Raw genomic sequence first — 19,265 nt, forward strand, 5'->3', positions numbered from 1 at the left:
GATTGTATTTCAAGCTGCTTGTCGTTGCTATTTCACTTAACGCGAAATTAACCATGATAAAGGGATGATGCCTCTATATTGAGCTGCAATCTCAGCTCGAAAGAGGGGTCCCAATGAAGTCCTTTCGCGCAGCAACGGCCGCGAGCTTGCTGGCCGCCTGCGCCGGCCAGACTGCATCGGCAGCCACCGGAAACGTGCTGTTCAACGGCACCATCACTGCGACCTGCACGATCACGATCAACTCCAACGGCACGATGACAGTCAGCGCCAATCTCCAGTCGCTGAGCTCCCATAATGCCGGCGGTTCGGCAGGCAGCGCCCAGGTCGATACCACAGGTGGCGTCACGCTCAGCGTCGACCCGGTCACCTCCACCACGGTGCCGGCCTCGGACACGACGGCCACGACATGGACCCCGACCTTCGCCACCTCCGGCGCGCAGACGATCGCGGAAACCGGCACCGCGACTGCGCTGACGGTGCCGGGCACATCGACGGTCGCGGTCAACCTGGACGGCACCAAGAGCGGCTCAAACCGCTTCTCCGCCGGCAACTACCAGGCAACCGTCACACTGCGCTGCGAATAGCCCTCTCGCGAAAGGAGCGGTCCTTGAGAACGATTGGAACCCTGGCGGCGCTGGCCGTCGCGCTGCCTCCCGTTGCCGCGACGGGCCAGTCGATGACGCCGATGCGGGGCGAGGTTCGCTCCTTCACGGATGCCTTTGCCGTCCGGGTCTTCCCGGGCAATCCGTACGACCAGCGCATCCGGGTCGAGGTTCACGTCTATGACCAGGATTTCCAGCCGATCGATGCCAGGATCACGCCGAGCGTCTTCCTTCTGGCCGGCCAGGCGTCGCGTCCGGTTCTGGTCGTCGTCCCGTTCGACGGCGCGAGCGAGCGTAAAGTGCGTATCTGTACCGAGAGTATCCCCTTTCCCAGCGAGCAGACGCAGATAAGGGCACAGATATGCGGAAAGTTCTTCGGGCATCGCAGGTCCTGACGCTCTCCCTGCTGCCCGCCTTGGCGGTCGTAAGTCAGGTGTTGGCCGAGGATATCCTGAACCTGAACCAGAACCAGACGGGTTTCACCTTGCCCGGCGTTTCTTTGCCCCAGGGCCAGGACGAGGTTCATGCTTCCGACGGCACGACCTGCCGCTCGGCCGTTTCCGGCAGCGGCGCCTATCTGGATGTCGGCGTCATCCGCGGCAACAGCAGCAGCCAGTCGAACAGCGACATCGCCACTTACGGCCGGGTGGTGCTTCCGATCGGGCGGACGCCGAAGCGCGTCGATTGCAGTCGTCTCTACGAGCTTGAAGTCGAGCGTCTGCAGCTTGAGTTGAAGCTCCTCAAGATGGGCCTCGGTGCCGACGGCCAGACGGGAAGCGTGGCTGCCCCTGCGGCTGCCCCCGCCACCGCTTCGGCCGGATGGGCCAACGAAGGCTGGAGCATCAGAGGCACAACCGGCAATGACAGGAAAAAGAAGAAGAAATAGTCGACCGCTGCTGGCGATGTCCTTGCTTGCCGCCTTCCCTCTCCCGGCGCAAGCGGCGATCGTCGGCACCTGCACTATAGTGATCGGTGCCTCGGGAACGATGAAATCGAACCCGGCGATCAACATATTCGGCTCTAAGCAGGCGGGCGGGTCGAGCGCCGGCGCCACGATCACCGCGAGTTCGCTTCTGTGCACGATCCTCAACCTGCTGGACTGCTATTCCGTCTCCGCGCCGGCGCCGATCGCCTTTACTTCCGCGCCGAGCGGAGGCGACACCAACGTCACCTTTGATACGGTCTTCCGCCTTGACGGCTCGGGGGTCGATATACCCGGCAGCTCGCCGCAGCGGGTCATCAACGGCACCCACTCCGTCCAGGTCGATCTCACGGCGACGAAATCATCCGGCATCTTCCCGGCAGGCAATTACCAGGGCACGGTCACCTTGCGCTGCGAATGATGCTGTGGGCCAGCGGCGCGCGCAACCGACATGATCTGGCAACCGGCGATCTTTGCGGCTAGCCTCCCGCCCAATCAATTGCGTAAAAGCAAGGACTTGGAGCGCATCGACCTTCGACCGAAGGCTCGCCCGCTCCGGCAGGAGGCGTTTCTTGATCATCATCGTCGGCTCGATCAACCTCGACCTGATCGCCAATGTCGACCGCTTGCCGGGACCCGGCGAGACGGTCCGCGGCTCCGGCTTCGCCACCGCCCCCGGCGGCAAGGGCGCCAACCAGGCGCTGGCCGCCGCCCGCGCCGGCGCCAAGGTGCGCATGGTGGGTGCCGTCGGCAAGGACAGCTTTGCCGCCGAAGCGCTGGCGTTGCTGAAAGCCGGCAACGTCGATCTCTCCGGCGTCGGCGAGAGCTTCGCCTCGACCGGCACGGCGCTGATCCTGGTCGGCGCCGACGGCGAGAATGTCATCGCCGTCGTACCGGGCGCCAACGATTCGGTTCTGCCCGGCGACATCGCCAAGGCCCATCTGAAAAAGGGCGATGTCGTGCTGTTGCAGCATGAGATCCCGCTGCAGACGGTCGAAGCGGCGCTCGACGCCGCGCCCGCGGCGGGCGCCGTCAGCGTGCTCAACACCGCGCCTTTCCGCGCCGAGGCTTCCGGTTTCCTCGGCAAGGCCGACTACGCCGTCGCCAACGAGACCGAGTTCGACCTCTATGGCGAGGCGCTGGCGCTTTCCGGGAGCGACCGGCAGGCCCGGATGCGCGACTACGCCCAGAAGACCGGCCGCACCATCGTCGTCACGCTCGGCGGCGACGGCGTCCTTGCCGCCACGCCCGACCATTTCCTCACCGTTCCGGCGCTGAAGATCACCCCGGTCGACACGGTCGGCGCCGGCGACACCTTTTGCGGCTATTTCGGCGCCGGCCTGTCGTCCGGCCTTTCGCTCGAGCAGGCGCTTGCGCGCGCCGCGGCCGCCGGCTCGCTCGCCTGCCTGAAGCCGGGCGCCCAGCCGGCGATCCCGCTGGCCAAGGATGTCGACGCCGCACTGGTGGCGGCGCGGTGACGGCGATGCGTCCGTCGACGAAACATGCCGTGCCGCCGGCCGGCGACATCTGCCGCCTGTCCGCGATCGAACTTGCCCAAGCCATCCGGCAGCGGCGCCTTTCGGCGCGCGAAGTCGTCAGTGCCTTCCTCGACCGCATCGAGACCGTGAACCCGTTGGTCAACGCCATCGTGTCGCTGCGCCAGCGCGCCGACATCCTGGCCGAAGCCGACAGGGCCGATGCCCATCTGGCTGAGGGCGGAGATGCCGGACCGCTGTTCGGCCTGCCGATCGCCATCAAGGACCTGGCCTTGACCAAGGGCCTGAGGACCACCTTCGGCTCGCCGATCTTCGCCGATTTCGTCCCGCAAGAGGATGACTTCTTCGTCGAGCGCCTTCGCAAGGCCGGCGTCATCATCATCGGCAAGACCAATGTGCCGGAATTCGGGTTGGGTTCGAACACCTACAATCCGGTCTTCGGCCCAACGCTCAACGCCTTCGATCCGGCGCTCACCGCCGGCGGCTCAAGCGGCGGCGCCGCCGTTGCACTGGCGCTCGACATGGTGCCTGTGGCCGACGGCAGCGACTTCGGCGGCTCGCTGCGCAATCCGGCCGCCTACAACAACGTCTATGGCTTCCGCCCTTCGCAGGGGCTGGTGCCCGCCGGCCCCGACATCGACGTCTTCCACGCCCAGATGGGCGTTGAAGGCCCGATGGGCCGAAACGTGCGCGACATCGCCCTGCTGCTCGACGAGCAGGCCGGTTACCATCCTCGCGCGCCATTGTCGCACGACAAGCAGGGTTCCTTCCTCGAAGGTTTGGGCAAAAAAGCCGCCGGCGGCCGCATCGCCTGGCTCGGCAATCTCGGCGGCCACCTGCCGATGGAGCCAGGAATCCTCGAGCTGTGCGAGGCCGCCCTGGGCCGCTTCGCCGAGGCATCCTTCCACACCGAAGCCCTGGTGCCGGATTTCGACTTCGAGGCGCTGTGGCAGGCCTTTGTGACGCTGCGCCAGGCAAGTAGCGGCTGCGGGCTGAAGGCGCACTATGACGATCCGGAGAAACGCAGGCTGCTGAAGCCGGAAGCGGTTTGGGAAGTCGAGCAGGCGATGCGCCTCAGCGCGCCTCAGGTCCACGCCGCCACAGTCCGGCGCTCCTCATGGCACAGGACGCTGCTGTCGCTGTTCGAGCGCTTCGACCTCGTCGTCCTGCCGACCGCGCAGGTCTTCCCTTTCGACGTCGCCACCCACTGGCCGCGCGAGGTCGCTGGGCGGGCCATGGACAGCTATCACCGCTGGATGCAGGTCTCCGCCTTTGCCACGCTGGGCGGCTGCCCGGCGCTCAACGTCCCGGTCGGCTTCGACGACAAGGGCCGGCCGATGGGCATGCAACTGATCGGCCGTCCGCGAGGCGACCTCGCCGTGCTCAAGGCCGGCGCCGCCTATGAGGCGACGCTGCCCTGGCCGGCGGGGGCCGGCTGACTGGCCACCCTGCGCGGCCAGCTTGCACCGGCGCCAACTCCGTGCATTGATCGCGCTCCGCCCAAGTCGGCGCCATCCTGTTCGAGGAAAGATCATGTCGCTGGAACTCTACGCCACCTATGTCGTCGCCTGCATCGTCATCATCCTGGTGCCCGGCCCGACAGTCACGCTGATCATCGCCAACAGCATGCGCCACGGCTCGCGCGCCGGGCTTGCCAACGTGGCTGGCACCCAGGCGGGCCTCGCCATCATGATTGCCATCGTCGGCATCGGCCTCAACACGCTGATCGCCGGCATGGGCCACTGGTTCGAATGGGTGCGGCTGATCGGCGCCGCCTACCTGATCTGGATGGGCGTGCAGATGTTTCGTTCGAAGGGCACGCTGAGCCCCGACGGTTCCGCGAAGAAGCCGCGCGGCGGCTTCTTCCTGCAGGGTTTCCTCGTGGCGATCTCCAATCCGAAGACGCTTGTCTTCTTCGGCGCGTTCTTCCCGCAGTTCATCGCGCCTCAGGGCAATTACACGCTGCAGATCATTGTCATGGGCCTGACCGCGATGGTCTTCGCCGCCATGTCCGATTCCACCTACGCGCTTGCCGCCGGCCGCGCTGGACGCCTGCTGTCGGCCAGCCGTGTGAAGCTCATGTCCCGGATCAGCGGCAGCTTCCTGGTCGGCGACGGCCTGTGGCTGGCGTTTTCGAAGGCGAAGTAAGCGCGCGTCCTCTTCTCCCCCTGTGGGAGAAGGTGTCGCCGAAGGCGACGGATGAGGGCCGTTCTAGGAAACACCAGCGTCTCACTCCGTCCAACACCTTCATCCGTCTCGGCGCTGCGCACCGATTTCCCATCCCCCACCAGGGGGAAGGGAAAGGCCCTAGAGCCGCCCCAGCCTCTCGACCAGCAGGGCAAAGAAGGCGTCATGGTCGATGTCGCGCATCACCATGGCGTTCTTTTCCCGCTTGGTGACGCCCCACCAGTCGATCACCGTCATGCCCATGGTGAGTTCGGAGGTGGTCTCGACGCTGACGTTGCAATGGCGGCCCTTGAACAGTTCCGGCTTGATCAGATAGGCGATCACGCATGGGTCGTGCAGCGGCCCGCCGTCGGTGCCGTATTTCTCCTCGTCGAAACGCTCGAAGAATTCCAGCATCTCGGCGGTCGCGGTGCCGACCCTGGTGCCGAGCTCGCGGAAAGCGTTGGTGCGCCTGGCCGTGGTCAGCGCCTTGTGGGTGACGTCGAGCGGCATCATCACGATCGGGATACCCGACTTGAACACCACATCGGCCGCCTGCGGGTCGACATAGATGTTGAACTCGGCAGCGGGCGTGACGTTGCCGCCTTCGAAGAAGCCGCCGCCCATCAGCACGATTTCCTTGATGCGCGGCGCGATGCGCGGCTCGCGGATCAGCGCCAGGGCGATATTGGTGAGCGGCCCGAGCGGGCAGAGCGTGATCGTGCCGCTTTCCTCGCGCATCAGCGTCTCGACGATGAAATCGACGGCGTGCTGCGTCTGCAGCGGCATTGTCGGCTCCGGCAACTGCGGCCCGTTGAGGCCGGTCTTGCCGTGCACTTCCTCGGCGGTGACGAGCTCGCGCGCCAGCGGGCGGATGGCGCCGGCATAGACCTTGATGTCGGGCCGGCCGGCAAGCTCGCAGATCTTGCGGGCATTCTTCTCGGTGAGTTTCAGCGGCACGTTGCCGGCAACGGCGGTGATGCCGACGACCTCCAACTCGGAGCTGCCGAGCGCCAGCAATATGGCGACGGCATCGTCCTGGCCGGGGTCGGTGTCGATGATGATCTTTCGGGTCTGGGGCATTTCAATTCCTTTTTGGGGAGTCTTTTTGGGCGGGGTTTTGATGGCTTGAACTTGATCGCGCGGCGGACCATATCAAGACCATCGGGAAAAATGCCATCCGGGTTTTTCCAGTTTATGTCGCTCTTGAGAGGACAGTGTAACATGAGCCGAATGACGCCCTTCTCCAGCCCGCTTCTCTTGGGTTTCGACACCATGGAAAAGACGCTCGAGCGTCTGGCGAAGTCGGGCGACAGCTATCCTCCCTATAACATCGAGCGCTTGGGCGCTGTCGACGGCAGGGCCGAGAGGCTGCGCATCACGCTTGCCGTGGCGGGTTTCGCCGAAAGCGACCTCGATGTCACCACTGAGGAGAACCAGCTGATCGTGCGCGGCCGTCAGACCGACGACACCGAGCGTGAATTCCTCCACCGTGGCATCGCCGCGCGCCAGTTCCAGCGCTGTTTCGTGCTGGCCGACGGCATGCGGGTGATCGGTGCTGAGCTCAAGAACGGCCTTCTGTCGATCGATCTCGACCGGCCGGAAGCCGAGCGGCTGGTACGGAAAATAAACATATCGGTGAAAGACTGACCTTTGCCGATGGCTCTAATGCGGGACGGCCGGAAGTGGCGTCTCGCGCCAAGGAGGCTTGAAAATGCCCAGAACTGACGAAACCCTGACCATGACCAGCGGCGAACTCGCCCATTTGGGCGAAGGTTCGGTCGCTTACCTGAGGAAAGTATCAAGCGACGATCTGCGCGGCCGCTTCCCCGGCCTCACCGAGATCGCGCCCGGCCTGGAACTGTGGGCGCTGTTTGCCGCCAACGGCCAGCCTATCCTGCTTTCCGATGCTCGTGACCGGGCGCTGGCGGGTGCGCTGGAGAACGATCTGACCACGGTCGCGATCCACTAAGGTTCGCTTCCCGCCGTCCCAGGCGGCGTGTGGTTTGCGTCTGAAACGGAAAGGGCCGCTCGCGGCGGCCCTTTGAAGGTTTTATCCCCGAAAATCAAGCCGCGTGCGAGGCCTGCGTGTCCGACAAGAGCGCGTGGATGGCCACGGCGTCGCGCGTCCCCCTGATCTTGGCCACCGTATCGGCGTCGCGCAGCACGCGCGCGATGCGCGACAGCGCCTTGAGATGGTCGGCGCCGGCGCCTTCGGGCGCAAGCAGCAGAAACACCAGGTCGACCGGCTGGTCGTCGAGCGCCTCGAAATCCACCGGCGTCTCCAGCCGGGCGAACACGCCTGCGATCCGCTTCACGCCCGCCAGCTTGCCGTGTGGGATGGCGATACCGTTGCCGACGCCGGTCGAGCCCAGCCGCTCGCGCTGCAGGATGGTGTCGAACACTTCCCGCTCCGGAATCCCGGAAATCGCCGCGGCCCTCTCCGACAGCAATTGCAGAAGCTGCTTTTTGGAATTCGCCTTCAACGCCGGCATGATAGCCGGGACGCTGATGAGATCGCTAAGATCCATGCTTGAAAAATCCCTTGCTCGCCTGCCGCGCCGGTCGTCGTCCCCCTCGCGCGGCCGGCTTTCTTATCCCTGCGCGACTTTGGTCGTCGACGGATCGATCCAGCCGATGTTTCCATCCGGCCGGCGGTAGACAATATTGAGATGGTCGTTTCCGGCGTTGCGGAATACGAAAACCGGGCTGTCCTTGGTATCGAGCTCGATGACGGCAGACGCCACCGACATGGTGCGAAGCGCCATGGTCGATTCGGCGACGATAGCCGGAGCGAAGTTCTCCGGGATTTCCTCGTCATCGTCGGCGAGCGGCTCCATCACGGTATAAGCGATGTCGGTGGACTCGCCATTGCCATTGCTGGAATTGTGCGACTTCAGCCGGCGCTTGTAGCGCCTGAGCCGCGTTTCGAGGCGATCGGCGGCCGCCTCGAAGGCAAGCGTGGGATCCTGGGCGTCACCGGTTGCCTGCAGTGAGGCGCCGGAATCGAGACGGATCATGCAATCGGCCGAGAAGCGCGATCCCGCCTTGATGACCGTTACATGTCCTGAAAAACCTCGATCGAAATATTTTTCGATCACTTCGTTGACACGATCGTTGATGCGCGTACGGAACGCATCGCCGATGTCCATATGTTTTCCCGAAATGCGCAGATTCATCTGAAAACTGACCTTCCTTGCTCAGGCTTCAAACTGTCCCGAGTTTATACCCGTGGTGCGCGCGCACAAGCTTTGCAGCGGCACGCGCGCCGATTTTAGACCCGAACTTTCCGGTTGATCACAAGTCGCCTTCTTGGCCGTCCGAGGCCTTCGCTTTGACGGACCCATTCGCGAGCGGGCATCACGGCCCGGCTCATGCGGGCGGGCTTCTAGACACTTCATTGCAGCTTGTCAATGAAGCTCGGAGACTGTGAAATGCGCCATCGGGGCAGATCGTCAGCGCCCGGCGTTGGCCAAAGCCCGCTTCTCGCGTCGCCGCTGCACCGATGAAGGGATGTTCATGCCTTCGCGGTACTTGGCGACGGTGCGGCGCGCAATGTCGACGCCGCTTTCCCGCAGCATGTCGACGATGGCGTCGTCGGAAAGCACGTCGGCGGGCTTTTCCTCGTCGATCAGCTGCTTGATGCGGTCGCGCACGGCTTCCGAGGAGTGGGCTTCACCGCCTTCCGCCGAGGCGATCGAAGCGGTGAAGAAATAGCGCAGCTCGAAGACGCCGCGCGGCGTCAGCATGTATTTGTTGGCGGTGACGCGGCTCACGGTCGATTCATGCATGCCGATCGCGTCGGCCACCGTGCGCAGGTTGAGCGGCTTGAGATGCCGCACGCCATGGACAAGGAACGCGTCCTGCTGGCGCACGATTTCCGAGGCCACCTTGAGGATGGTCTTCGCCCGCTGGTCGAGGCTGCGCGTCAGCCAGTTGGCGTTCTGCAGGCATTCGGCGAGAAATTCCTTCTCCGCCTGGTCCCTGGCGTGGCAGGAAACCCGGGCGAAATAAACATGATCGACCAGGACGCGCGGCAGCGTGTCGGCGTTGAGCTCCACCGCCCAGCTGCCGTCAGCGGCGGCCCGCACCTCGACATCGGCGATGATCGCGTCGCTCGCGCCGCCCGAAAATGCCGTGCCGGGCCGCGGATCGAGCGCGCGGATCTCGGCCAGCATGTCGAGAAGGTCTTCCTCATCGACGCCGCAGATGCGCTTCAGCGTCTGGAAGTCGCGCCGCGCCAGAAGCTCGAGATTGGCGACCAATGCCTTCATCGCCGGATCGAGCCGGTCGCGCACGGCAAGCTGCAGCGACAGGCATTCGGCGAGATCTCGGGCAAACAGACCGGCCGGCTCGAAAGTCTGGCAGACCGTGAGTACGCGTGAAACCGCCTCCTTGTCCGCGCCAAGCCGCGCCGCGACCTCTTCCAGGTCGGCGCGCAGATAGCCCGCCTCGTCGAGGCTGTCGGCAAGCTCGCCGGCAATCAGGCGTTCGCCAGGGGCAGGAAAGGCAAGCGCGATCTGCTCGCCGACATGCTCGCGCAGCGTCACAATCGTTGCTGCCATCTCGCCGACATCGAAGCCTTCCGACGCAGCGCCGCCGGCGCTGCCGCCGGACGCTGACTTCCATTGCGCCGTGAGATCCGGTCCCAGCTTCTCGCTCGTCCCGGGATCGTCGGGAAACAGGTTCTCCAGCGAAGAGTCGAGCTTTTCCGAGATCGCCTCGGCGCTCCATTCCGTCTCGGCCTCGAACCAGTCATCCCCGCTGGCGGGTTCGGCCGCGGCCTCGCTCTTCTGCGGCTGGTCGCCGCTTGCGTCGTCCTGCGGCTCGGCCCGCTCCAGTAGCGGATTGCGCTCGATTTCCTCGTCGATGAAGCGCTCGAGCTCGACATGGGTGAGCTGCAGCAGCCGGATCGACTGCATCAGCTGGGGCGTCATCACCAGCGACTGGGACTGTCTGAGCTGCAGTTTGGCTGCCAGCGCCATGGTGGGATTCAAACGCCTCGTCTACGCGTCGAGCTACGGTTTTTCGGTCGGGCATAGAAACTGGCCCGGCTTTTGCTTGTCAAGCCAAACGCTAGCAGCGACGGCTTACCGGAGCGTTATTCGAGGGCGGATTTGCCAAAAATTCGGCGAAACGGCGCGAAACTTCCGCAGAAAGCCTGATTTTACACTCTTAGAGGGTAAAGCCCTCGCCGAGATAGAGACGCCGCACATCGGCGTTGGCGACGATTTCGTCGGCCCGGCCATGCGTCAGCACTTGGCCGGCATGGATGATGTAAGCGCGGTCGATCAGGCCGAGCGTCTCGCGCACATTGTGGTCGGTGATCAGCACGCCGATGCCGCGTGCGGTCAGGTGGCGAACGAGCTGCTGTATGTCGGCGACCGCGATCGGGTCGATACCGGCGAAGGGCTCGTCGAGCAGCATGTAGGCCGGCCGCGTCGCCAGCGCCCGCGCGATCTCGAGGCGGCGTCTTTCACCGCCCGACAGCGACATCGACGGCGCCTTGCGCAGATGGCTGATGTGGAATTCCTCGAGCAGCTCGTCGAGCGTGCGCTCGCGTTCCTTGCGGCTCTTTTCCACCACTTCCAGAACGGCGCGGATGTTCTGCTCGACATTCAGGCCGCGGAAGATCGAGGCCTCCTGCGGCAGATAGCCGATGCCGAGACGGGCGCGGCGGTACATCGGCATCGAAGTGACGTCGAAGCCGTCGATCTCGATCGTGCCTTCGTCCACCGGCACGAGACCGGTGACCATGTAGAAACAGGTGGTCTTGCCCGCGCCGTTGGGGCCAAGCAGCCCGACGGCCTCGCCGGCGCGGACGCCGAGCGTCACGCCGCTCACCACTTTGCGGCCCTTGTAGCTCTTGGTCAGGCCCTTGGCGATCAGGGTGCCCTTGAACTTCGCCTTGTCGACACTGACCGTTGCCGGAGCAGCCGGTTTTGCGGCCGCCCGCCCTGGAAGGCGGGCCAGCAGCGACGATACGCCAGCCATTACTGCTGCTGCGCTCCCTGCTGAGCACCCTGCTTCTGGGGCGTGATCGACATGATGACGCGGCCGCTGGTGCCGCAACCGTCGACATTGGCAAGACCGCTCTTCATCTGAACGGTGAGCTTGCAGCCCTTGAGCACATTGTCGCCTTGCGACAGGACGACCTCCTTGCCCTGGAGGGTGAGCACCTGGGTCTTCATGTCGAAGGTGCCCTTGTCGCCGGTGGCGATCTGGTCGTTCGATTTGATGTAGACCTTGTTCTCGACCACGAGGTGGTCGATGTTGGCCGCGCCCGTCATCGCCGACGCGCCAGCCGCCGCGCCCTTGGGGGCGTTGGGATCCTTGACGTAGTAGACCGTCATCTTGCCGGCCTTGAGCAGCGTCGGCCCCTGATTGACGGTGACGTTGCCGCTGAAGATCGCCGCGCTGTCGGCCTGATGGACCTCGAGCTTGTCGCTTTCGATCTGGATCGGCTGGTCGCCCGACAATTTGAGGCCGGACATCTGGCTGGTGGTGCCGGACTGGGCGAGCGCGGGCGCCGCCCCCAGCAACATGAAGAGAGAGCCCGCCGCTGCAAGCCTTGCCGATTTACTGCGACGCATTCTGCTCTCCGCTCTTAGCCTCTGCCGCCTTCAGACTTGCCGCGTCGATGTCGACGCGCACCCGGTTCTCGAAGACCACGACCTGGCCGTTGTCTTCCACCGACATCGAGTCGGCGGTGATGCGCGAACCGTTGCGGCTGACATCGACCGGATTGTCCGTCTTCATAGAGCCTTTGCCCATGTCTAGGAAGACAGATTTGAACTTGGCCACCATGCCGTCCGAGGTCGTCACGTTGACATCGCTGGTGAGGTCCATCGTGTTGGCGTCGCGGTTGTAGATGCCGTGCGCGGCGGTGACCGACACCACATTGTCGCTGGCGACCGGCAATTTGGCGTTGATGCCTTCGAGGTCGATGATGGCTTGCGTGCCGACATTCTGGGTCGCCCTGGTCGCCGTCAGCGAATAAGGCAGTTTCTGCTTGGTGAAGCCGTTGAGCTTGGGATTGGCCATCACCAGCTTGCCGTCCGAGAAGGCGGTGCCGTCGGCCTGCACCGAAATCGACACCGGCGCGGCAAGATAGGAATAGATCGGGAAGGCGATCGCGATCGCGGCCGCCAGCAGCGGCACGGCGAACTTCAGCACGCGCACGCGGCGCGAATGCCGCCGCGCACGGTCGAACGCGTCGCCGCGCATGCCGCTTTCGCCAGCGGCAGTCGACGCCATTTCGGCATCGCTCGTTTCGTCAGATCGCGCCAACATGACTGTTTTCTAATGAGCCCTTGCCCGCCAAACACCGCCTATAGGTGGTATGCCGGCCCCCGCAAGCAAGCACAAGCGGAGGAAAACTGCAAAAATGTGACGGCTGCTACCGCACGACTAAGACGAATTCGGCTGAACTGCCAGCCCTTCATAGCAGATAGGGGCCGGCTGCGTTAATTTTTCGTGAGGTTGCCGTGAATGTCCTTTCATCGGCCTTGGAGCTGTCAGGAAACGGTGGCCCCGCGCGGAGGCTTGCTTTAAAAGCGTCCTTTCCCAGCGACTGAGAGGCTGAAATGACAATGAGAGCCGATGATCTGATCGACCGCCGCCGCTTGCGCCGCAAGCTGACGTTCTGGCGCGTGGCCGCGTTTGCGGTTCTTGCGGCGGCGCTGATCGCCTTTTCGGCATGGGTCTACAATGACGATTTTACCGGCCAGGCGGTCAACCACATCGCCAAGGTCAAGATCGAAGGCACCATCACCGAGGACGAGGAGCTGATCGAAAGGCTGGAGACGATCCGCAAATCGCCGACCGTGAAAGGCGTCATCCTGTCGATCGATTCGCCCGGAGGCACCACGGTCGGCGGCGAGTCGATCTACGAGGAAGTGCGCAAGCTGGCCGGCGACAAGCCCGTTGCGGCCGAGGTTGGCACGCTGGCGGCGTCCGCCGGCTATATGATCGCAAGCGCGGCCGACCACATCGTTGCCCGCAAGACCTCGATCATCGGCTCGATCGGCGTGCTGATCCAGTATCCCGACGTCAGCAGCCTCATGGATAAACTCGGCATCAAGCTGGAAGAGGTGAAGTCTTCGCCGCTCAAGGCCTCGCCCTCGCCCTTCAAGCCCACCAATGACGACGAGCGCGCCATGGTGCGCAAGCTCATCCTCGACAGCTATGACTGGTTCGTGGGCATCGTCGCCGAACGGCGCAAAATGACGCATGAGCAGGCGCTGGCGCTAGCCGACGGTTCGATCTTCACCGGCCGCCAGGCGCTTGGGAACCATCTGGTCGATGCGCTCGGCGGCGAGACCGAGGCGATCGACTGGCTGGCGACCAAGGGTGTCGACAGCAAGCTCAAGGTCGTCGAGTGGAAGGACACAGAAGGACGCGGCTTCTTCTTCACAAGGAGCATGACCAAAGCCATCGCCAATGCGCTCGGCCTGCCGGACGCCGGCGGCGACGTCATTCACGAGCTTGGCGCCGACCGGTTGTTTCTTGACGGTCTCGTTTCGGTCTGGCACCCTTGACATACTGTTGGGACGAGCCAAAAAAGCAATAAAATCATCCTGATAATTGACCGCAGTGGTTTACGGGGAACGTTCTTATGATCAAATCCGAACTTGTGCAGATCATTGCCGCGCGCAACCCGCATCTTTTCCTGCGCGACGTGGAAAACATCGTCGGCGCGATCTTTGACGAGATCACCGATGCGCTTGCCGAGGGCAACAGGGTCGAGCTGCGCGGTTTCGGCGCCTTTTCGGTGAAAAACCGCCCTGCCCGAACCGGCCGCAACCCGCGCACCGGTGAATCCGTCGAGGTCGAGGAGAAGTGGGTGCCGTTCTTCAAGACCGGCAAGGAGTTGCGCGAAAGGCTGAACGGCGGCAAATAGGCGCCGCGCCGTCGTATCACAGCGACATCTCGGCGCCTAAAGCATGTCTCCCGAAAGCGGGAACCGGTTTCGGGACAAGATATGCGTGGATCAAAACCGAAAGCGCACAGAGCGAATCCGAAAGATCGCAATGCGCCTTAAGCCGCCTCTCATGGAGATCTGATGTTCAATCGCTTCATGCTCGTCGTGGTCTTCGTGCCGCTGGCCATCATCCTGATCGCGCTTGCCGTCGCCAACCGCGGACTGGTCGCCTTCACGCTCGACCCGTTCCATCCGGGCAATCCGGCGCTGACGCTGAATTTGCCGCTCTTCATCTTCCTGTTCCTGGCTTTGGCCGTCGGCATGGTCGTCGGCAGCTTGGCGACCTGGGTGAAGCAGGGCCGCTATCGCAAGCTCGCGCGCCAGCGCGGCATCGAGGCCGAGAACCTGCGCCAGGCAGTGAGCCGCGCGCCCGCGGCGCCTAAAGGACCGGCGCTGCCGAAGCCGACGAACTAAGGCAATTCCGGTGTGGGCGATTTTGCGTCCGGAATCGCACAAGAAACAATAGTCTAGCGGCGCCTCGCTTTAGGGAGTTCTCCATGCTGACCATCTCGGCCGCCGAGGTCGATCGGGCGCTCACCTTTCCAGGGCTGGTCGAGACGCTGCGCACGGCCTTCCGCGACGGCGCCGTGCAGCCGGTTCGCCACCATCACGCGGTCGAGCGGCCGGATGGTGCCGCCTCGACGCTCCTGCTGATGCCGGCCTGGACCGATTTCAACGCCGCCGGCAGCTCGGCCGGTGGCCATATCGGCGTGAAGATCGTCACCGTGTCGCCGGACAACAACGCCATCGGCAAGCCGGCGGTGATGGGCCTCTATCTGCTGCTCGACGGCGTGACCGGCGAGCCGCAGGCGCTGATCGACGGCCAGCGGCTGACGCAATGGCGCACCGCCTGCGCCTCGGCGCTTGCCGCCTCCTATCTTGCCCGCCCGGATGCCTCGCGGCTGCTGGTGATCGGCGCCGGGGCGTTGTCGTCCTTCCTCGCCAAGGCGCATTCGGCGGTGCGACCGATCAAATCCATCCATATCTGGAACCGCACGCCGGCCAATGCCGAGAAAGTGGCAAGCGCACTGTGTGCCGAAGGTCACCCGGCAAGCGCTGCCGGCGATCTCGAAGCGGAACTTGGCGAGGCCGACATCATCGCCTCGGCGACGATTTCGACCACGCCGCTGATCAAGGGCGCGCTTTTGAAGCCCGGCACCCATGTCGACCTGGTCGGCGGCTTCACGCCGGCGATGCGCGAGAGCGACGACGATGCCGTTTCGCGCGCCCGCGTGTATGTCGACACCCGCGCCGGCGCCACCAAGGAGGCCGGCGACATCGTCCAGCCACTCGCTTCCGGCGTGCTGAAGCCGGAAGCGATAGTCGCGGACCTGCATGAGTTGGCGCGCGGCGAGAAACAGGGCCGGCGGGGCGACGGCGAGATCACGCTGTTCAAGTCGGTCGGCGCCGCGCTCGAAGACCTCGCCGCCGGCATCGCCGTCTACAAGGCGCTCAAATAGCCGACACCGCCGGCTTTGCGCCCATTGTCCCGCCGATCAGTCGGAAGTCGTGCTCGCTGATCTCGAAAAGGCCGAAACGAAGCTGATAGCCCCAGTTCGGCTTGCCGGCGGTGAAATCAAGGCGGTCGAGCAGCGGCTTGATTGGTGCTTCCTCGGCGTCTGACCAATCGACATCGCGCCGCGCCGGCTTGAAGCCACCGCCCATCTCGCCCTGGTAGATCTCCCCTTCGCGCACCGTGCCTATTGCCGTAAAGGACTGCAGCCCGTCCTTCTCGCCGAGCACGGTGCTCGGCGAGTAATAGACGATGCCGTCGCCCGGCTTGATACGGCGCAGCGGTGGGGCCTTGCCATGATTGACCTGCATGAAGCCGGCCTGGCGGCCGATCCTGACATGCCCGGCCGATGCGACAGCAACCCAGTAGGCGCTCATCCCTGCGCTCCCTCGCCAGTAGACTCGCAAGCGGTGATTGTCGGGGTCGAGCGCGACGAACGTGCGGCCGAAATCCATGTCGGTCGGGGTCTGGAGGATTTTCAGGCCGCGCTTGGCCCAGTCGGAATGGGTGGCGTCGACGGCGGCCGCGTTCTCGACCGCAAGCACCAGCTCGCCGCCTCCGCCCGCCGCGGCTGCCGCCGGCTCAACGGTGTGGCGCGACCAGAGCCCGAGCTTGAAGCCCTTGTCGAGCACGAACATGGCGAATGTGGGCGAGGTCTCGACCGGCTCGCGTCCAAGCAGTGAAGCATAGAACGCTCCGCTCCGTTCCGGGCTGTCGACGTAGAGGATGGCGAAATTGGGCGTGACCATGTCAGATCTCCAAGTTTGTTTGAACACTGGTGGTTTAGACCGCACCACTGTCAGATTCTGGCAGTAGCATCAACCAGCGGAGTCTGACGCCGCGTTCTGGCCAGGCTTGTCGAGCGTCGCCCGCCATTCCTTCAGCATTACCTGGCGGCGGCGCGGATAGCGGATATCGGTGGCGGTGAGGTGGGACATGCGATCGGCGCGGAAGTGGCGAAAATCCCGACGCATCTCGCACCATGCCACCATCACCCGCACCTTGTCGAAGAAGCCGAGAGCGAACGGCCAGACCAAGCGCTCCGAGGTGGCGCCGCCGGCATCGCGGTAGAGGAAGCCGAGCTTGCGCTCGTTGCGGATCGCCTGCCGCACCACGCCGAGATCGATCGCCTCGACGGTTCCCGAATGCGGTCCGACGAGCAGCGTCGTGGCGTCGAGATCCTCGCGCAGGTCGTCCGGCAGCACCGCCGCGATTTTGGCTACGGCATCGGTGGCAGCGGCGGCAAGTCGCTTGTCCGGCTGCTTGGCCACCCACCGCGAGCCGAGCACGATCGCCTCGATCTCCTCGTCGGTGAACATCAGCGGCGGCAGCATGAAGCCGGGCTTCAGCACATAACCCAAGCCCGCCTCGCCATCGATCGGCGCGCCCTGCCCCTGCAGCGTTGCGATGTCGCGATAGAGCGTGCGGATCGACACGCCCATCTCGCCGGCAAGCGTGCGGCCGCTCACCGGCCGGCGGTGGCGGCGCAGGATCTGGATGAGGTCAAGCAGGCGTTCCGAGCGGGACATGATGAGAGCTTTGCCTGTTTCTTCAGGCGAGGTCCATTGCATCACGACGGAGCCGCAACCGACCATCTTGTTGCGAAGGCGCAGGGCCTATGCCAAAAGCGGCCTGCCGTTCCGGAGATTTTTCTTGAAGTCCTTTCGCGACCGAAACCGCGACAACCGCCAGCGCCAGCCCGCGAAACCCGGTCCCAGCCAGCCGCGCTCGCGCGCCACCGCTTCGGAGGCGACGTCCGAATCGCACCATCGTCAGGAGCAGGGGCCCGCGCCGCGCGTGCTGGCCCGCCGCGACGGCGCGCTGCCTGCGGAACGGCTTCCGCTGATCCTCGAAGTCGCGCCCAATGCCGATTATGCGCTGCTGGACAGCGGCGCCGGCGAGAAACTGGAGCAATACGGCCCCTACCGCATCGTGCGCCCCGAAGGCCAGGCGATCTGGCAGCGGGCGCTTGCCGCCAAGGAATGGGAGCGCGCCGATGCTATCTTCACCGGCGACACCGACGAGGAAGGCATCGGCCGTTGGCGCTTCCCGAAAGCGCCGCTCGGCGAAACCTGGCCGATGAGGCATGACGGCATCGACTATCTTGGACGCTTCACCTCGTTCCGCCATGTCGGCGTCTTCCCCGAGCAGGCCTCGCACTGGGACCATATGGCCGGACTGATCGCCGCCGCAAAACGTCCGGTCAAGGTGCTCAATCTGTTTGGTTATACTGGCCTTGCATCTCTGGTCGCGGCCCGCGCTGGCGCCGAGGTGACCCACGTCGACGCCTCGAAGAAGGCGATCGGCTGGGCGCGCGAGAACCAGGAGATGGCCGGCCTCTCCGACAAGCCGATCCGCTGGATCGTCGAGGATGCGGTGAAATTCGCCGAGCGCGAGGAGCGCCGCGGCAGCCGCTACGACATCGTGCTGTTCGACCCGCCCGCCTATGGCCGCGGTCCGAAGGGCGAGGTCTGGCAATTGTTCGAGGATCTGCCCGGCCTCACCGACCTTTGCCGCTCGATCCTGACGCCAAAACCGCTGGCCGTGGTTCTCACCGCTTACTCGATCCGCGCCTCCTTCTTCGCCATTCATGCCTTGATGCGCGACACCTTCGCCGGCATGGGCGGCACGGTCGAATCCGGCGAACTGATCATCCGCGAGAAATCCGCCGGCCGCGCGCTGTCGACCTCGCTGTTCTCGCGCTGGGTGGCTTGAAATGGTCGCATATGACGGACACCGGCCGGTTGGCCAGGTCAAGGAAGTCACCAGCCTCGCCAACCCGCTGGTCAAGGACATCAAGGCGCTGGCGCTGAAGAAATTCCGCGACCAGCAGAACGCCTTCATGGCCGAAGGCTTGAAGCTGGTCATCGACGCGCTCGACCTCGGCTGGTCGATCAGGACGCTGGTCTTCGCAAAGGCGGGACGCGGCAATGCGGCGGTCGAAAAGGTCGCCGCGCGCACGGTCGCCGCCGGCGGCACCGTGCTCGAAGTCTCAGAGAAGGTACTGGCCGCAATCACCCGCCGCGAGAACCCGCAAATGGTCGTCGGCGTCTTCGCGCAGCAGACGCTGCCGCTGAGGGACATCCGCGCCACGGACGGCGATGTCTGGGTTGCGCTCGACCGCGTACGCGACCCTGGCAATCTCGGCACCGTCATCCGCACCGTCGATGCCGTCGGCGCTAAGGGCGTCATCCTGGTCGGCGACACCACCGATCCATTCTCGCTCGAGACGGTGCGCGCCACCATGGGCTCGATCTTTGCCGTGCCGGTCGCCAAGGCCACCGAGCAGGCCTTCCTCGCCTGGCGGCGCGACTTTCCGGGCCTCGTCGCCGGAACGCATCTCAAGGGCGCCGTCGACTATCGCTCGGTCGACTTCTCGAGGGGCCCGGTGCTGCTTCTGATGGGCAACGAGCAGCAGGGGCTGCCCGACAGCCTCGCCGAAAGCTGCGACCGGCTGCTCAGGATACCGCAGGCCGGCCGCGCCGATTCACTCAACCTGGCGGTCGCGACCGGCGTGATGCTGTTCGAGATCCGGCGCGGCGCCCTGAAGCTCGACCCCGCCACCGACACGCGATGAGGACTG

The 19,265-nt window shown here is 64.6% G+C and carries 24 protein-coding genes and 1 pseudogene; 15 read left to right on the top strand and 10 right to left on the bottom strand.

Features of this window, described 5'->3' with window-relative positions; genetic code table 11:
• Positions 1–113 precede the first annotated feature (113 nt).
• From EN853_RS15565 to EN853_RS15595, 7 genes are all read left to right on the top strand, one after another.
• Complete coding sequence (locus EN853_RS15565; RefSeq protein WP_127860646.1) at positions 114–584, top strand: hypothetical protein; 471 nt, start codon at positions 114–116, stop codon at positions 582–584.
• A 92-nt stretch (positions 585–676) separates the two neighbouring features.
• Positions 677–997, top strand: a complete 321-nt coding sequence (locus EN853_RS15570; protein ID WP_245517039.1) for a hypothetical protein — start codon at positions 677–679, stop codon at positions 995–997.
• The gene (locus tag EN853_RS15575) at positions 964–1,488 is read left to right on the top strand and encodes a hypothetical protein (protein WP_127860648.1); all 525 of its coding nucleotides are present in this window, start codon (positions 964–966) and stop codon (positions 1,486–1,488) included. Before EN853_RS15570 ends, EN853_RS15575 begins: the two co-directional genes overlap by 34 nt.
• Entirely contained in the window at positions 1,463–1,945 is a 483-nt protein-coding gene (locus tag EN853_RS15580; RefSeq protein ID WP_127860649.1) for a hypothetical protein, read from the top strand. The genes EN853_RS15575 and EN853_RS15580 overlap by 26 nt, the downstream gene beginning before the upstream one ends.
• A gap of 151 nt (positions 1,946–2,096) precedes the next feature.
• Complete coding sequence (locus EN853_RS15585; protein WP_127860650.1) at positions 2,097–3,002, top strand: ribokinase; 906 nt, start codon at positions 2,097–2,099, stop codon at positions 3,000–3,002.
• Between the two features lie 5 nt (positions 3,003–3,007).
• Positions 3,008–4,459 (top strand): amidase, encoded by a 1,452-nt coding sequence (locus EN853_RS15590; RefSeq protein WP_127860651.1) that lies wholly within the window; start codon positions 3,008–3,010, stop codon positions 4,457–4,459.
• A 94-nt stretch (positions 4,460–4,553) separates the two neighbouring features.
• A complete protein-coding gene (locus EN853_RS15595) occupies positions 4,554–5,168 on the top strand; it encodes a LysE family translocator (RefSeq protein ID WP_127860652.1) in 615 nt (204 codons plus the stop codon).
• A 159-nt stretch (positions 5,169–5,327) separates the two neighbouring features.
• Here EN853_RS15595 and EN853_RS15600 read toward each other — a convergent pair whose 3' ends face one another.
• On the bottom strand, positions 5,328–6,269 hold the full coding sequence (locus EN853_RS15600) for a nucleoside hydrolase (protein ID WP_127860653.1): 942 nt from the start codon (positions 6,267–6,269) through the stop codon (positions 5,328–5,330).
• Between the two features lie 141 nt (positions 6,270–6,410).
• On the opposite strand from EN853_RS15600, the gene EN853_RS15605 reads away from it, so the two are divergent.
• Complete coding sequence (locus EN853_RS15605) at positions 6,411–6,836, top strand: Hsp20 family protein (protein ID WP_127860654.1); 426 nt, start codon at positions 6,411–6,413, stop codon at positions 6,834–6,836.
• Between the two features lie 64 nt (positions 6,837–6,900).
• Complete coding sequence (locus tag EN853_RS15610) at positions 6,901–7,158, top strand: DUF1150 family protein (RefSeq protein ID WP_126087622.1); 258 nt, start codon at positions 6,901–6,903, stop codon at positions 7,156–7,158.
• 94 nt (positions 7,159–7,252) lie between these two features.
• On the opposite strand, the gene ptsN is transcribed toward EN853_RS15610, so the two are convergent.
• The 6 genes from ptsN to lptC all read right to left on the bottom strand — a co-directional run bounded on the left by ptsN (position 7,253) and on the right by lptC (position 12,479).
• Positions 7,253–7,717 carry a PTS IIA-like nitrogen regulatory protein PtsN gene (gene ptsN, locus EN853_RS15615; protein WP_042641064.1) on the bottom strand — a complete coding sequence of 155 codons (465 nt, stop codon included), beginning with the start codon at positions 7,715–7,717 and terminating at the stop codon, positions 7,253–7,255.
• A gap of 63 nt (positions 7,718–7,780) precedes the next feature.
• Positions 7,781–8,365, bottom strand: a complete 585-nt coding sequence (gene raiA / locus EN853_RS15620) for a ribosome-associated translation inhibitor RaiA (RefSeq protein WP_127860655.1) — start codon at positions 8,363–8,365, stop codon at positions 7,781–7,783.
• Between the two features lie 276 nt (positions 8,366–8,641).
• Positions 8,642–10,171, bottom strand: coding sequence for an RNA polymerase factor sigma-54 (gene rpoN, locus EN853_RS15625; protein ID WP_127860656.1), 1,530 nt, complete (start codon positions 10,169–10,171; stop codon positions 8,642–8,644).
• 190 nt (positions 10,172–10,361) lie between these two features.
• A complete protein-coding gene (gene lptB / locus EN853_RS15630; protein WP_126087619.1) occupies positions 10,362–11,180 on the bottom strand; it encodes an LPS export ABC transporter ATP-binding protein in 819 nt (272 codons plus the stop codon).
• A complete protein-coding gene (locus tag EN853_RS15635) occupies positions 11,180–11,779 on the bottom strand; it encodes an LptA/OstA family protein (protein ID WP_127860657.1) in 600 nt (199 codons plus the stop codon). The genes lptB and EN853_RS15635 overlap by 1 nt, the downstream gene beginning before the upstream one ends.
• Positions 11,766–12,479, bottom strand: coding sequence for an LPS export ABC transporter periplasmic protein LptC (gene lptC, locus EN853_RS15640; protein WP_127860658.1), 714 nt, complete (start codon positions 12,477–12,479; stop codon positions 11,766–11,768). The genes EN853_RS15635 and lptC overlap by 14 nt, the downstream gene beginning before the upstream one ends.
• Before the next feature lie 293 nt (positions 12,480–12,772).
• Here lptC and sppA point away from each other — a divergent pair, with 293 nt between their 5' ends.
• From sppA to EN853_RS15660, 4 genes are all read left to right on the top strand, one after another.
• Positions 12,773–13,726 (top strand): signal peptide peptidase SppA, encoded by a 954-nt coding sequence (gene sppA, locus EN853_RS15645; protein ID WP_127860659.1) that lies wholly within the window; start codon positions 12,773–12,775, stop codon positions 13,724–13,726.
• Positions 13,727–13,803: 77 nt separating this feature from the next.
• On the top strand, positions 13,804–14,088 hold the full coding sequence (locus EN853_RS15650) for an integration host factor subunit beta (RefSeq protein ID WP_027165368.1): 285 nt from the start codon (positions 13,804–13,806) through the stop codon (positions 14,086–14,088).
• A gap of 162 nt (positions 14,089–14,250) precedes the next feature.
• The gene (locus EN853_RS15655) at positions 14,251–14,583 is read left to right on the top strand and encodes a DUF1049 domain-containing protein (RefSeq protein WP_127860660.1); all 333 of its coding nucleotides are present in this window, start codon (positions 14,251–14,253) and stop codon (positions 14,581–14,583) included.
• An 83-nt stretch (positions 14,584–14,666) separates the two neighbouring features.
• A complete protein-coding gene (locus EN853_RS15660; RefSeq protein WP_127860661.1) occupies positions 14,667–15,629 on the top strand; it encodes an ornithine cyclodeaminase family protein in 963 nt (320 codons plus the stop codon).
• Here the strand turns inward: EN853_RS15660 and EN853_RS15665 are convergent.
• The 3 genes and pseudogenes from EN853_RS15665 to EN853_RS15675 all read right to left on the bottom strand — a co-directional run bounded on the left by EN853_RS15665 (position 15,622) and on the right by EN853_RS15675 (position 17,211).
• Positions 15,622–16,059 carry an EVE domain-containing protein gene (locus EN853_RS15665; protein WP_127860772.1) on the bottom strand — a complete coding sequence of 146 codons (438 nt, stop codon included), beginning with the start codon at positions 16,057–16,059 and terminating at the stop codon, positions 15,622–15,624. The genes EN853_RS15660 and EN853_RS15665 overlap by 8 nt on opposite strands.
• A gap of 18 nt (positions 16,060–16,077) precedes the next feature.
• Positions 16,078–16,431, bottom strand: a pseudogene (locus tag EN853_RS15670) (VOC family protein); the annotation flags it as partial.
• 69 nt (positions 16,432–16,500) lie between these two features.
• Positions 16,501–17,211, bottom strand: coding sequence for a YafY family protein (locus tag EN853_RS15675; RefSeq protein ID WP_127860662.1), 711 nt, complete (start codon positions 17,209–17,211; stop codon positions 16,501–16,503).
• A 124-nt stretch (positions 17,212–17,335) separates the two neighbouring features.
• Here EN853_RS15675 and EN853_RS15680 point away from each other — a divergent pair, with 124 nt between their 5' ends.
• Positions 17,336–18,397 (top strand): class I SAM-dependent rRNA methyltransferase, encoded by a 1,062-nt coding sequence (locus EN853_RS15680; protein WP_127860663.1) that lies wholly within the window; start codon positions 17,336–17,338, stop codon positions 18,395–18,397.
• Between the two features lies 1 nt (position 18,398).
• Positions 18,399–19,259 (top strand): RNA methyltransferase, encoded by an 861-nt coding sequence (locus tag EN853_RS15685; RefSeq protein WP_127860664.1) that lies wholly within the window; start codon positions 18,399–18,401, stop codon positions 19,257–19,259.
• Positions 19,260–19,265: the final 6 nt, after the last annotated feature.

The sequence above is a fragment of the Mesorhizobium sp. M1C.F.Ca.ET.210.01.1.1 genome (assembly GCF_004791585.1).
In the GTDB taxonomy this organism is placed as follows: Bacteria; Pseudomonadota; Alphaproteobacteria; order Rhizobiales; family Rhizobiaceae; genus Mesorhizobium.